This is a genomic window from Sphingomonas sp. SDUR79 (assembly GCF_056821745.1).
Genome location: NZ_JBPDIN010000001.1, coordinates 3,796,039 through 3,809,485 on the forward strand (window position 1 = coordinate 3,796,039; position 13,447 = coordinate 3,809,485).

Genomic DNA, 13,447 nt, shown 5'->3' on the forward strand with positions numbered 1-13,447 from the left:
GGCGCGCGAGTTGAGGAGTGTGACATGCGGGCGATCCTGACGCTGCTGGCAGCGATCCTGCTTGGCGGCGCGTCGCTGCCCCCGCCACCGCCCGAAGTCTTGCTGTTCAGCCACACGACCGGTTGGCGGCATGACTCGATCGAGCCGGCGGTTGTGGCGCTGACCAGGGCGGCGCGGGCCAAGGGCTATCATGTGGTGGCGAGCGACGACCCGGCGCTGTTCGACGATGCGGCGCGGGTGAAGCGCTTTGCCGCAATCGTGCTGCTGTCGACCACGACCAAGCCGAAAGACCCGGCGAGCGAGTGGTTCACCGGCGTACGGCGCGACAATCTGGTCGCTTATGTGCGCGGCGGCGGCGGGATCGTTGGCGTGCATGGCGCGGCGGACTCGCATTACCATTGGGACTGGTATGGACGGATGATGGGCGCGCGCTTTGCCCGGCATCCGGCGGGGACGCCGAAGGGCCTGGTTGCCCGCGCACCGCTCGACCACCCGTCGATCCGCAGCTTTCCCGACACCGCCGAGCTCGTGGACGAATGGTATTGGTTCGACGATCTCGATCCGCGGCTGCGGCCATTGCTGACGCTCGACCCGGGCTCGATCGGGGAGAAGGGCGTCAATCCGCGTCCGGTGGCCTGGGCGCATCGCTTCGAGGGCGGGCAGGTCTTCTACACAGGGCTGGGCCACACCAAGGCAGCATGGAGCGATCCGCGCGTGGTCGATCATGTCATGGGCGGGATCGACTGGGCGGCAAAGCGCGGTGCGCGACCGATGGTGGTGATCGACGAGAGTGCCAAGCGCGTTGCGGAGCCGCCGCCGCATGGCCGCATCGGCATGAGCACCGCCTGGCGCATCACCGATGGCGTGCCCGGCCGGATGATGGAATATCGCAAGCGCGCGCTGCACAAGGGTGCGGCGATTGGCGTGCATCCGATCGACCATGACGAGGTCTATGCGGTCGTCTCCGGCGAGGGCGAGGTCAGCTCCGACGGCACGACCGCGCGGCTGAAGCCCGGGATGACCGCCTATCTCTACACCGGCGCGCAGGTCGGCATTCGCCAGATCGGCGACAAGCCGCTGGTGCTGATTATCGCCTATCCGCTTGAAGGAGTACCGCGTAAATGATTGCCCGCCGCCAGCTGCTCGCCGCGTCCGCCGCATTGATGCTCACCCCTGCCATGGCGCGTGCGCAGGCACCGTCGAGCGCGCAGATCGCCGCAACGATGAAGCGCGCGACGCGGTTCATGGTCGAAAAGCTTGCCTATCGCGGGGGGTATCTCTGGTCGTACCTGCCCGATCGCTCGCGCGTCTGGGGCGAGATCGAAGCATATAAGACGATGGTGTGGGTGCAGCCGCCCGGCACCGCGACGATGGGGCATCTGTACCTCGACGCCTATCACGCGACCGGTGACGATTATTATTATCAGGCGGCCGCCAAGGCAGCGCAGGCGCTGATCGACGGACAGCTGCCGACCGGCGGCTGGGGCTATTTCATCGATTTTGGCGGTCCGGCCTCGACCAAGCGCTGGTACGAGACGATCGGCAAGAATGCCTGGCGCATGGAGGAATTCCAGCACCATTGGGGCAACGCCACCTTCGACGATCAGGGGACGGGGGAGGCGATCCGCTTCCTGATCCGCCTCTATGTCGAAAAGCGCGAGCAGCGGTTCAAGCGCGGGCTCGACAAGGCGATCAACTTCATCTTCGCGAGCCAGCTCGACAATGGGGGATGGCCGCAGCGCTGGCCGCGGGTGCGCGACGGCGGGCTGCACGGCAAACCCGATTATACCGGGCTGATCACCTTCAACGACGGCGTGATCCACGACAATATCGACGTGCTGCTGACCTATCACCAGGCGATCGGCGATCCGCGCGTGCTGCCGGCGATCGAGAAGGCGATGGACATTTATCTGAAGACCCAGCAGCCCGCGCCGCAGGCCGGCTGGGGGTTGCAGCATCGCGCGGATTTCTCGCCGGCGGGCGCGCGGACCTATGAGCCCGAGGCGCTGGTCACGCATACCACTGCGTCGAACGTCGAAGACTTGATGGAATTCTACCGCCTGACCGGAAACGCCAAATATCTCGCGCCGATCCCGGCCGCGCTCGACTGGCTCGACAGCGTCCGGCTGCCCGAGGAATTGCGCGTGGGGAACCGGCATTTCCCGACCTTTGTCGAGATCGGTACCAACAAGCCGCTCTGGGTGCATCGGCGTGGGTCGAACGTGGTCAACGGCGAATATTATGTCGATCACGACCCCGCGCACACGATCGGCCATTACAATCCGCGCCGCTCGGTCGATGTGCCGAAGCTGCGGCGCGAATATGAGAAACTGCGCGCAATCCCCGGTGGGCCGGTGTCCAAGGATTCGCCATTGCTCAAGGGCCGCCAGCCGCTGTCACCCTATTGGGTCGCGGCGGTCGAGCCGGGGTCGGACATGAATGTTGCGGGCGGCAAGAGCGCGGCGGAACTGGTTGCCTCGCTGAATGAAGAGGGCTGGTGGCCGACACAGCTCAAGGCGATCAGCCACCCCTATCGCGGTCCGGGATCGAAGGAAGTCGCGGCGGGTGACTTCCGATCGACCAATGTCGGCGACAGCAGCGACACCTCACCGTTCGACGTCAAGGATGGCCCGATCGGGATTTCGACCGGCACCTATATCGATCACATGGTCACGCTGATCGGGGCGCTGCGCAGCGGTTCCTAGGTGGGGTCGATAACGAGGCGGCAGTTGCGCAGTTCGTACCCCGCGACCAGCGGGTTCCAGCCGACATCGGGCGCGCGCTCCAGCTTCAGGCCGGGGACGCGCAGCAGCCGGTCGAGGAAGACGGCGGATTCATGCAGCGCCACGCCCGCGCCCGGGCAGCGATGCTCGCCGTCACCGAATGCGAGTCCCGGGCCGGTGACGCGTGGCGCGCGCTCGCGCTCCGGGTCGAGCGCGTGCGGGCAGGTGCCGACCGCCGCCGCATCGCCATTGGCCGAGCGGATATCGAGCGCGACCGTGCCGCCCTCGACATGGCGGTACAGCGTGCCGACGACGGGTTCGAGCCGCAGGATTTCCTCGAGGATAGCAATCTGCCCATCGGCATCGGCGGCAAGGAACTGCGCGCGCAGTTCGGGCCGCTCGAGCAAATGCCAGCCGGCCATGGTGATGAACTCGCGCGTCGTCACCATCCCCGCCGCGCCATAAGTGAAGCATTCGGTGAGGATGTCGAGCGGGGTATAGCCCTCGCTCAGCAGGTGCGAGATCACGTCCTCACGCGGCGCGGCGCGGCGCGCGGCGATCGCGGGCTTCACGTCCATCGCGTAGAAGCGCCGCATGCGCCACTGGCCGAGCAGGAAGCTCATCACCTCGGCGAACTTGCCACGCCCGGTCTGGAAGGCGGTGCTGAAGAAGGAATCGAGACGGCGGCTCATGCCGTCGATGTCGCTTTCAGTCAGACCGACAATCTCGGCCGCCACGGCAACCGCCATTTCCAGTGACAGCCGGTCGAGATCGCCGCCGCCATCCTTGACCAGCCGCGCGATCAGCGCGTCGCTGGTCCGCTCCATCAATTCGCGATAGCGCGTCTCGACCACGCGCGGGGTGAAGAAACGCGCGGTGCCACTGCGCTGGCGGCGGTGCGCTTCGCCATGCAGGAACAGGATCGGGGGGCGCGCCTGGCCGCGATATTTGCCGATCACCTCGGCCTTGAAGCCCGCCTGACGGCCATTGGTGTCGCGCAGCACCGCGCGCACTGCGTCATATCCGGACACCACCGGCGCCTTGAGCAGACCGCCGCGCGCCGCGCTTGCGGACTTGCGGTCATCGCGCGCATGATCGACCGGGCAGCGGGCCGGCGGGCTGGCAAGATGCGGCTGGGCGGACATGACACACTCCAGGTTGTGATACACTATGGATCATAAGATAGCGAAGCGGAGCGGCGTTTCAAGCGACGCCCGCGTTATCCGTTCCCGCGCGGCGTTGGGCGCGGCGCTGGTGGAGCTGGTTGCGGAGCGTCCGTTCGGTGAGATCACGATCGCGATGCTGACCGATCGCGCGAAGGTCGGCTACGCCACATTCTTCCGCCATTACCCCGACCTGTCGGCGTTGCTGATCGAAGTCGCCGATTCGCTGATCGCGGAACTGCTCTCCAAATTGCTGCCAATGTTGCAGCAGGGGGACCGGCTCGCGCTGGTGCGCACGCTGACCGCCGAAGTGATGTCGCGGCGGACCCTGTGTCACGCGCTCCTGACCGGTGCGGGCGATCCGATGCGCCAGATGGTGACGCAGCGCGCGATTGCGCAGGCGCTGGCAAGCCCGGCCGAAACCCCGGATGGACTGCCGCGCGAGCTGGCGGTGACGCATCTGGTCGGCGCGGCGCTGACGATCCTGACCTGGTGGCTCGACCGTGCGCCGGACATGGCGGCGGACGATGTGGCGGCGATCCTAGACCGGCTGGTGCTGGCGCCGGTGCTGGTCGCTCAGGTTCCCGGCTGAATATAGGGGATGCGGGCGAACAGCTCGCGCTGCCACTTGCGCGGGTCGGCCTCGATCCGGCTCTGCGTGTCGAAGATCATCGTCTGGCGATCGGGCAGAGTGTATTTGGGCCAGTCAGGCACGCCTGCGCCATTGGGATTGCCGGTGGCGGCGAGGTTGACGAAGGCGCGCTGCATTGCCGCCGACACGGCGTGCGCGCCCGGCCCGGTGCCGGAGACCGTGCCCTCCGCACCGATCGTGCCGAAGACGAGCGGGATGTCATGCGTGTGCGCCGCGCCGCGTTCGGGGGTGAGCGGCGACTGGAAATCGAGCTGATAGACCCAGGCGGGGACGCCCGCTTTGGCGCGCTCCTCCGCCTCGATCACCTGCCCGCGCCAGCTGCGCCCGGCGGTGGTGCTGGCGTAGAAGATGTCCTGCGCGCTCCAGTCGGGGAATTGGCGGCGATACTCCGCCACCACCCATTCGGGGTGGGCGTCGATGCGCAATTGCGGGGTGATGCGTTCGGCGAGGTTCGACCAGTCGAGCGTGCGGACCGCCTCACCCTTGGGGTCGATGAAGGCGCGGGTCTCGTCGCGGGTATTTCCGAGGATCAGCGGGATCGCGTTGCCCAAGGGGTTGGCGTCGGGCCAGAAGGGGTGGCGGGTCAGCCACTTCATGTCGAGCACCGGGCCCATATAGACCCCGCCGCCAAGGATCGGGTCTTCGGCGGACAGCCCCTCGATCAGTCGCTGTACGGGTATGTCGATCAGGTCGCCGGGGGTGGAGTTGAGTTTGGCGAGCAGCGCCTTGGCCCGCGCAGTGGCGTTGAGCGGGCCGCTGGCGGTAACCTGCTGTCCGCTCATCGTCGCGGCGCTGTGGAACAGGCCCTTGGCGGCGGGCATCCCCATCAGCGTGGCGATCTTGGCGCCGCCACCGGACTGGCCGAACACCATCACGCGGTTGGGATCACCGCCAAAGCCGATGATGTTGTCGCGCACCCATTGCAAGGCGAGGATCAGGTCGAGCTGGCCGAGATTGCCGCTGTCCGGGAAGCGCGGGTCGAGCCGGGCGAGGTAGAGATAGCCGAGCGCGTTGAGGCGGTGGTTGACGGTGACGACGACGACCTCACCGCGTTCCGCCAGCGTCGCCCCAAACACCTGCGGCTCGATCACGGTGCCGTTGGAATAGGCGCCGCCATGGAAATAGACCATCACCGGGCGGCGCGCATTCGGGTTGGCTTGCGGCGTCCAGACGTTGAGGAACAGGCAATCCTCGGCCTGATTGGGCAGATTGCTGCGCTGGGGGCAGTTCACCGCAAAGTCGATCGCGCGGAGCGTGTCGCGGCTGCGGGCCGGGGCGGTCGCGGCGCGGAAACGGGTGCGGCTGGTGTCGCTGCCGTAGCGGATGCCGAGAAAGGCGGAGACCGCCCCTTCGCGTTTGCCCTGCCAGCGGCCGGTGGTGCCGGTGGCGACCGGGTCGCCCTTGGCGAACGCGGCGGAGGGCAGGGCGGTCAGCGCCGCACCTGCACCCAGCAGCGTCCGTCGCCGCATCACCGGCGCACGTCCAGACCGCCTTCGAGGAACGCGTCGATGTCGCGCTGCCCGAACAGACTGGCATCGCCCGGGAGCGAGTGTTTGAGGCAGGTGAGCGCGAGGCCGGAGGCGACGGTCGCCTCCAGATCCTGTCCCGACAGCACACCGTGGAGGATGCCCGCGGCAAACGCGTCGCCGCCGCCGATCCGGTCGACGATCCCGGCAACTACCACTTCGTCGGTCTGGTAGCCGCGCTCGCGCGTATCGACACGGGCGGCGATGCGGTGGGTGTCGGCGTCGTCAACGTGACGCGCGGTGGAGGCAATGCGCTGAAGATTGGGGAAGGCGGCGAAGGCGGCTTCGGCGGCTTCACGGCGACGGTCGGCGCCATCGCCCGAGAAGGTCTGGCCGAGCAGCAACGACACGTCGCGATGGTTGCCGAACATCGTGTCGGCGAGGCACACCAGTTCGGTCAGCACCGCGCGCGGGTTGCTGTCCCAGCTTTCCCACAGGCGTGCGCGGTAATTGCCGTCGAAGCTGATCGCGACGCCCATCTCCTTCGCGGTCTTTGCTGCGGCAATTGCTGCCGCAGCCGTCGCCGGGCCGAGCGCGGGGGTGATGCCCGACAAATGCAGCATCGCCGCGCCGTCGAGGATGCTGCGCCAGTCAAACGCATCGGCGGGCGCGGTGGCGAAGCTCGATGCCGCGCGGTCATAGACGATGTCTGATGCACGCAGCCCGGCGCCAACGGAGAGGAAATAGAGGCCCATCCGCCCGTCGCGCAGCTGGACATTGCGCGTATCGACGCCCTGCCCGCGCACGAAGCGGATCGCGGCCTCACCCAGCGGATTGTCCGGCACCGCGCTGACCATCGCAACGTCATGGCCGAGATTGGCGAGGCCGATCCCGACATTGGCCTCGGCCCCGCCGACATGCACGTCGAGGCTGCCGGTCTGCATCAGCAGCTCGCGCCCCGGAGCGGTCAGGCGGAGCAGCAATTCCCCGAAACAGACGATACGGCCGGCCATGATGTCTCCTCAGCTAAACCGGCGTCAGCGCGCCAGCCAGCCGCCGTCTACCGCGAGGATGTGGCCCTGCACATAGTCCGATGCGCGCGACGCGAGGAAAACCGCCGCGCCGCCCAGATCCGCCGGATCGCCCCAGCGACCCGCGGGGATGCGCTCCATGATCTGGCGGTTGCGCGTCTCGTCCTTTTGCAGCGCGTCGGTGTTGTTGGTGGCGATGTAGCCCGGCGCAATCGCGTTGACGGTGATGCCCTTGCTCGCCCATTCGTTCGCCAGCAGCTTGGTCAGGCCGCCGACGCCGCTCTTCGATGCGGTATAGCTCGGCACGCGGATGCCGCCCTGAAAGGTCAGCATCGAGGCGATGTTGATGATCTTGCCGCCGCCATTGGGGATCATGTGCCGCGCCGCAGCCTGGCACAGGAAGAACACCGACTTCAAATTGGTGTCGATCACCGCGTCCCAGTCTTCTTCGGTGAAGTCGACACTGTCGTTGCGGCGGATGATGCCGGCATTGTTGACGAGGATGTGCAAGCCGCCGAGCTTTTCCACAGTTTCGTCCACAATCCTGCCCACAGGCTCGATCGAGGACAGGTCGGCGCTGATGATCTCGGCCTTGCGACCCAGTGCGCGGACCTTTTCCACCGTTTCGGTGGCAGCGGAGCGACCGACGGCTGCGATGTCCGCGCCCGCCTGAGCCAGCGCCAGCGCGATGCCCTGGCCGATGCCGGTGTTCGCACCGGTGACGACCGCGACGCGGCCGGTGAGATCGAAGGGATTCATGGAGTAACCTCGTCCTTGGGCCTTAGGCCAGCTGGCAGATGTCCAGCACGTTCATGTCGGTATAGTCCTGATTCTCGCCCGCCATCGCCCAGATAAAGGCGTAGGATTTGGTCCCCGCGCCCATATGGATCGACCAGGGCGGGCTGATCACCGCTTCTTCATTCTGCATCACGATGTGGCGGGTCGCTTCGCCCTCACCCATGAAGTGCATCACGCGGTCGGTGTCGGCATTGTCGAGCTCGAAATAGAAATAGATCTCGCTGCGCCGCTCATGGATGTGCGGCGGCATGGTGTTCCACACGCTGCCTTCCTTGAGCACGGTCAGCCCCATCACAAGCTGCGCGCTGTCGCACACGCCGGGGATCACGAGCTGGTAGATCGACCGCTCGTTCGATTCGGCCAGGCTGCCGCGATCGAGCCGGTTGGCATCGGCGATGCCGAGCTGGCGCGTCGTGAAGGCACGATGCGCAGGGCAGGAGACGAGGTAGAAGCGCGCCCCGGCGCCTGAAAACTGCACGTCCGCCGCGCCCATCGTGACGTACAGGCAATCCTTGTTGCCCAGCGTGAACGTCTCGCCATCGACGGTGACGACACCCTCAATCGTGCCGACATTGACGATGCCCAGCTCGCGCCGTTCGAGGAACGGATGCCCCGCCGCCGATGGTGGCTCGGTCTGATCGGGCAGGCGGACCGGGTCCGCCGCGACAAGCACCCCGCCGATCACCATGCGATCGGCATGGGTGTAGTTGAGGACGCATTCCCCCGCACGGAACAAGCCGGAGATGAGGTAGCGGTCGCGCAGCTCATCGTTCGACACGCACTCCATCATGTCGGGATGGGTGGCATAATAGGTGCGGTCGAACATGGCCTCTCCGTTCAGAATGCGGACGCGGTCGGGATCAGGCGAGCGCGGGCTGCGCGGTCACACTCTGGAGATAGTCGGCAATCGCCGCGTCCTGGCAGTTCGGGTAGAACAGCTCGGCGAACTTCTCGCCCGCGATTGCGGCGCGCAGCAGGTCCTGATCGACATTCTTGAGCACGGTCAGCATGTCGTGGCAGGTCGTCGCCTTGAGATCGGCGAGGATGCCGCGGTTCTTGCGCATGATCTCGGCGCGCTCCTTGGGGTAGCCAAGGCCGCGTTCGCCGTCGAACAGCTTGCGGTAGACGTCCTGCAGGTTGAGCTCGGCGGCCCAGCCAAAGCCCTTGGCATAGGGCATCGAGATCGCGTTGCCGTCGTTGATCTGGCCGAACAGGAAGGCGTCGGTCGGGTCGATCACCAGGCCACAGAACACGCCGGGCATCGCGTTGCAGGCGAGCATCGAACCCATGCCGGTGCCGCACCCGGTGACGACGAAATCCGCCGCTTTGGAATTGAGCAGGATACCGGCGAGCAGGCCGTTCATGACATAGGTCAGCGACGCGCTGTCCTCGGCCGAATACATGCCATAATTGAACACCTGATGGCCCAGCGGCTCGGCAACGGCGGTCAGCGCGTCGTGGATGATGCCGTTCTTGGCAGCTTGGCTGTTCTCGGTAATCAGGGCGATCTTCATGGGTCGGATCCTCTCCAAAATGGGGACGGCGGGACGGCGAAAAAGCCGGGTCACGCGCGCCTTAAGCGATAACGGATATGGCCGCTAGGTAACCGGTGTCAGATTATGATGCAAGAACGCGATGCAAGTTGTGTTGCAACTTGCGACGCTTGTCCACATCGCCTCACTCCCCCGGCGGCGCGACCGACGCGCGGCGGATCAGGGTCGAGACGAACAGCGATTCGGCACTTTCCTCATCCTCGCCATCGCCGATCAGTTTCAGGCCGGCGGCGCGCGCCATGGTCGCGATCGGCCAGCGCACGGTGGTGAGCGGCGGCCACAGATAAGAGGCGATGGTGGTGTCGTCGAAGCCGACGATCGACAGGTCACGCGGCACGTCCAGCCCGCGCTGACGCGCCGTGTGCAGCACGCCAGCTGCCATCGCATCGTTCGAACAGAAGACGGCGGTCGGGCGCGGCGACAGGTCGAGCAGCCGCTCGGCGGCGCGCATGCCGGATTCGAAGGTATAGTCGCCCTGCGCGATCAAGGTGCGCTGGATCGGCAGATCGGCGTCGTCGAACGCCGCCTCATAACCCTGGCTCCGCTCGAACGCCGATCGAAAGCCGTGCGGGCCGAGGACCAGGCCGATGCGGCGATGGCCCATTTCGAACAGATGGCCGACCGCGCCGCGCACGACTTCACGGTCGTTCGACGCGACCATATGCTGCGGGTCGTCGAACGCAGCAGAACCCATGCGCACGTAGCGCGTGCCGATCTCGCTGCACAATTCGGCGAGCGAATCATTCTCGCTGATCGGGGGCAGCAGCATCACGCCATAGGGCCGCTGACGTTCGAGGAAGCGGCGGATATCGTCGAGCATCGTCGGCGATCCGCGATCGACGGGGTGGACGATCAGCTCGAACTCGGTATCGCGCAGCACTTCCAGCAAGCCATGCTGCACATTGAGCACCATGTGCGGATTGGGGTTGTCGTGGATCAGCCCGATCAGGAAATTGCGGCGCAATGCCAGTGCGCGGGCCTGCGGATTGGGGACATAGCCGATTTCGGCGATGACCTTCTCGACCCGCTCGCGCGTCTCCTCATTCAACAGCGGCGAGCGGTTGATCACGCGGCTGACGGTCTTTTTCGAAACCCCGGCGAGCCGTGCGACGTCGTTGATCGTCGCCTGAGCAGTTTTCTTCATGGCACGTGCATAGCGCGCAACCCGGTGCGAGCCAATCGGCGTGCTTTCGCCTCACAAACCCGGTGTCAGTCGGGTTCTGCGGCGGTGCGATCGGGCGGTCCCGCGGTGGATCGGGCCACGTTGCATCAGGGAGGTCTCACCGGCTATCCGGCAAATTTCCGAAGGCGGTAACCGATGTCTTGCCACTGACACCGGTTTCCATTAGCGATGCGAGCGAGAATAGAAGCGAGGGGTGGATGAGCGACCTGAACGTCATAGCGGAGGCTTTCGTCGCCGCGCGCCGCGATGCCCGCGGGCTGCCCGAATATCCCGGCGACGCGCCGACAACGCTGGCGGACGCCTATGCGATTCAGGATCGCGCGCTGCTGCTGGCCGGGGACGATGTCGCGGGATGGAAGGTCGGTCGCATCAACCCGCCGCTCGACGGACAGCTTGGCACCAATCGGTTGGCTGGCCCGATTTTCGCGCCGTCCGTGCGCAGCCATGACCCCGCACCGGCGATGCCGATCTTTGGCGAGGGCTTCGGTGCGGCGGAGGCCGAGTTTCTGCTGCGCATCGGCACCGCGCCCGATCCGGCCAAGGCCAGCTATACGCTGGACGAGGCCGCCGCGCTGATCGACGCGGTCCATGTCGGGCTGGAGATTGCCAGCTCGCCCTTCCCTGGGATCAACGCGCATGGTCCGCTGGTAACGATTTCGGACTTTGGCAATAATCACGGGCTGGTCGTCGGGGAGGCGATTCCCGACTGGCGCAACTCGGGCTTTCTCGACTGGCCGGTGACGCTGAGCATCGACGGGGTTGAGATCGGTGCCGCGACCGCGCGCACGATGCTCGACGGGCCGGTCGGCGCGGCGCGGTTCCTGTTCGAAACGATGGCGGCGCGGGGCATTGCGCTGCGTCCGGGACAGTGGATTTCGTCGGGCGCCGTCACCGGCGTCCATGAAGTCTCGCCACAGGCACAGGTTACTGCCACATTCGGCACCATGCGGGTGAGCTGCACGATCGAGGCCGCCAGACCCGCAGCATAGGGAGAGAATGATGAACGCGACGCAGGCCGAAACCGGCGGCGAACCGCCCCGCGCGGGGTCGGTGCCACGCACCGGGCGATACCGATGGATGATCATCGCGATCCTCTTCTTCGCGACCACCGTCAACTATATCGACCGTACGATGTTGGGTCTGCTTGCCCCTGATCTGGGCAAGGAGCTTGGCTGGAACGAAAATGACTATGGCAACATCGTCACCGCGTTTCAGGCCGCCTATGCGCTCGGCTTCCTGCTCATGGGTTGGCTGGTTGACCGGTTCGGGCCGAAGATCGGCTATGCCATTGCGATCGGCGTATGGACGGTCGGCCATGTGATGCACGGCTTTGCCAGCACGGTTGCCTCGTTCATGGCGGCGCGCATCGTGTTGGGCGTGGGCGAGGCAGGGCATTTCCCGTCGGTCGTCCGCGCGAGCAGCGAGTGGTTCCCGCAAAAGGAACGCGCTTATGCGATTGGCTGGGTCAACTCCGCGACCACGATCGGCGTGATCCTGACTGCGCCGACCCTGTGGCTGTTCATGACCTGGATGGGGCTCGATTGGCGCGAGACGTTCATCTACTCGGGCCTGTTCGGTGTCGTGCTGCTGGTGCTGTGGCTCAAATTCTACAGCAACCCGCGCGAGAGCGGGCGCGTGAGCGAGGGCGAGCTGGCCTGGATCGAGCATGATCCGCCCGAGCAGATCCAGAAGATCGGCTGGGGCCGCGTCGTTCGGCTGCGCGAAGCCTGGGCATTCGCTGTGGCCAAGTTCCTGACCGACCCGGTCTGGTTCCTGATGCTGTTCTGGCTGCCAAAATACTTTGCCAGCACGTACAATGTCGACCTCAAGGTCGTGCTGCTGCCGATGATCGTGATGTATCTGCTGTCGGACGTCGGCAGCATCGCGGGCGGGTGGCTGTCGTCGAACCTGATCCATAAGGGCTGGACGCCGAACGCTGCGCGCAAGGTGACGATGATCATCGCGGGCTGCTGCGTCGTGCCGTTGCTGTTCGTGACCCAGCTGGAGAATATGTGGCTGGCGGTCGCGCTGATCGGTTTTGCGCTGGCGGGGCATCAGGCGTTCTCGACCAACCTGCTGTCGCTGCCGCCCGACATGTTCCCGAAGCGCGCGGTGGGATCGGTGATCGGCCTTGGCGGCTTTTGCGGCGGCGTTGGCGGCATGATCATGGCCAAGTCCACCGGCCTGGTGCTCGATGCGACCGATGGCAACTACACGCTGATCTTCGCCGCCTGCACCGTGGTCTATTTCCTGGCGGTCGGTGCGATCCACCTGCTGTCGCCGCGCCTGACGCGCGTGTCGGTATGAACAAAGGAGCCGGGTGGGGACATTTCCTGTCCCCACCCGGTGCTTTTGCGTAATGAAGCAATGCTAACATTGCCTTACGGCATCGATCGCGGCATCACCGTCCTATGACGGCAACACTCAAACTCGACGCATTCCTGCCCTATCGGCTGTCGGTCGCCTCGAACCGGGTGTCGGGGACGATTGCCGGTGCCTATCAGGCCCGTTTCGGTCTGCGCATCCCCGAATGGCGGCTGGTCACCGTGCTCGCCGAGTTCGGGTCGATGAGTCAGCAGGCATTGTGCGGACGCACCCAGATGGACAAGGTGACGGTCAGCCGCGCCGCGATCTCGCTGCACGAACGCGCTTTGGTGACGCGCACCCCCAATCCTGACGATCAGCGCTCGCACCTGCTGGACCTCAGCCCTGAAGGCTGGGCGCTCTATCGCCAGATCGCGCCCCAGGCACTGGAGTTCGAGCGCCGCATCTTCGCCAGCCTGAGCGACGAGGAGCAAGCGCAGCTGCGCAAGATGCTCGAGCGGGTCGAGGCGGCGGCGGCGGCGATTTCGCCGGGATTCTAATCACGGGCTTGATC

The 13,447-nt window shown here is 65.9% G+C and carries 13 protein-coding genes and 1 pseudogene; 7 read left to right on the forward strand and 7 right to left on the reverse strand.

Annotation, left to right across the window (positions count from 1 at the left end; all coding sequences use genetic code 11):
* Window positions 1-24: 24 nt before the first annotated feature.
* The 3 genes and pseudogenes from ACRYLO_RS18635 to ACRYLO_RS18645 form a co-directional block, all read left to right on the forward strand.
* Window positions 25-738 (forward strand): annotated as a pseudogene (locus tag ACRYLO_RS18635) (ThuA domain-containing protein); the annotation flags it as partial.
* Entirely contained in the window at window positions 730-1,125 is a 396-nt protein-coding gene (locus ACRYLO_RS18640) for a cupin domain-containing protein (protein ID WP_482661780.1), read from the forward strand. The pseudogene ACRYLO_RS18635 and the gene ACRYLO_RS18640, both read left to right, overlap by 9 nt.
* Window positions 1,122-2,705: a pectate lyase gene (locus ACRYLO_RS18645; protein WP_482661543.1), complete on the forward strand. Its 1,584-nt coding sequence runs from the start codon at window positions 1,122-1,124 to the stop codon at window positions 2,703-2,705. The genes ACRYLO_RS18640 and ACRYLO_RS18645 overlap by 4 nt, the downstream gene beginning before the upstream one ends.
* Here the strand turns inward: ACRYLO_RS18645 and ACRYLO_RS18650 are convergent.
* Entirely contained in the window at window positions 2,702-3,868 is a 1,167-nt protein-coding gene (locus ACRYLO_RS18650; RefSeq protein WP_482661544.1) for a cytochrome P450, read from the reverse strand. The two genes, ACRYLO_RS18645 and ACRYLO_RS18650, sit on opposite strands and share 4 nt — an antisense overlap.
* A 25-nt stretch (window positions 3,869-3,893) precedes the next feature.
* Between ACRYLO_RS18650 and ACRYLO_RS18655 the strand changes: the two genes are divergently transcribed.
* Window positions 3,894-4,478: a TetR/AcrR family transcriptional regulator gene (locus tag ACRYLO_RS18655; protein WP_482661545.1), complete on the forward strand. Its 585-nt coding sequence runs from the start codon at window positions 3,894-3,896 to the stop codon at window positions 4,476-4,478.
* Here the strand turns inward: ACRYLO_RS18655 and ACRYLO_RS18660 are convergent.
* The 6 genes from ACRYLO_RS18660 to ACRYLO_RS18685 form a co-directional block, all read right to left on the reverse strand.
* On the reverse strand, window positions 4,463-6,007 hold the full coding sequence (locus ACRYLO_RS18660; protein WP_482661546.1) for a carboxylesterase/lipase family protein: 1,545 nt from the start codon (window positions 6,005-6,007) through the stop codon (window positions 4,463-4,465). The genes ACRYLO_RS18655 and ACRYLO_RS18660 overlap by 16 nt on opposite strands.
* On the reverse strand, window positions 6,007-7,017 hold the full coding sequence (locus ACRYLO_RS18665; protein ID WP_482661547.1) for a PfkB family carbohydrate kinase: 1,011 nt from the start codon (window positions 7,015-7,017) through the stop codon (window positions 6,007-6,009). Before ACRYLO_RS18665 ends, ACRYLO_RS18660 begins: the two co-directional genes overlap by 1 nt.
* A 24-nt stretch (window positions 7,018-7,041) precedes the next feature.
* Complete coding sequence (kduD, locus tag ACRYLO_RS18670) at window positions 7,042-7,794, reverse strand: 2-dehydro-3-deoxy-D-gluconate 5-dehydrogenase KduD (RefSeq protein WP_482661548.1); 753 nt, start codon at window positions 7,792-7,794, stop codon at window positions 7,042-7,044.
* 22 nt (window positions 7,795-7,816) lie between these two features.
* The gene (gene kduI, locus ACRYLO_RS18675) at window positions 7,817-8,659 is read right to left on the reverse strand and encodes a 5-dehydro-4-deoxy-D-glucuronate isomerase (RefSeq protein WP_482661549.1); all 843 of its coding nucleotides are present in this window, start codon (window positions 8,657-8,659) and stop codon (window positions 7,817-7,819) included.
* 34 nt (window positions 8,660-8,693) lie between these two features.
* A complete protein-coding gene (locus ACRYLO_RS18680) occupies window positions 8,694-9,347 on the reverse strand; it encodes an RpiB/LacA/LacB family sugar-phosphate isomerase (protein WP_482661550.1) in 654 nt (217 codons plus the stop codon).
* A gap of 163 nt (window positions 9,348-9,510) precedes the next feature.
* A complete protein-coding gene (locus ACRYLO_RS18685) occupies window positions 9,511-10,530 on the reverse strand; it encodes a LacI family DNA-binding transcriptional regulator (RefSeq protein ID WP_482661551.1) in 1,020 nt (339 codons plus the stop codon).
* 236 nt (window positions 10,531-10,766) lie between these two features.
* On the opposite strand from ACRYLO_RS18685, the gene ACRYLO_RS18690 reads away from it, so the two are divergent.
* From ACRYLO_RS18690 to ACRYLO_RS18700, 3 genes are all read left to right on the forward strand, one after another.
* Window positions 10,767-11,558, forward strand: a complete 792-nt coding sequence (locus tag ACRYLO_RS18690; protein ID WP_482661552.1) for a 2-keto-4-pentenoate hydratase — start codon at window positions 10,767-10,769, stop codon at window positions 11,556-11,558.
* Between the two features lie 10 nt (window positions 11,559-11,568).
* Entirely contained in the window at window positions 11,569-12,876 is a 1,308-nt protein-coding gene (locus tag ACRYLO_RS18695; protein ID WP_482661553.1) for an MFS transporter, read from the forward strand.
* Window positions 12,877-12,980: 104 nt separating this feature from the next.
* On the forward strand, window positions 12,981-13,433 hold the full coding sequence (locus ACRYLO_RS18700) for a MarR family winged helix-turn-helix transcriptional regulator (protein WP_482661554.1): 453 nt from the start codon (window positions 12,981-12,983) through the stop codon (window positions 13,431-13,433).
* Window positions 13,434-13,447 lie beyond the last annotated feature (14 nt).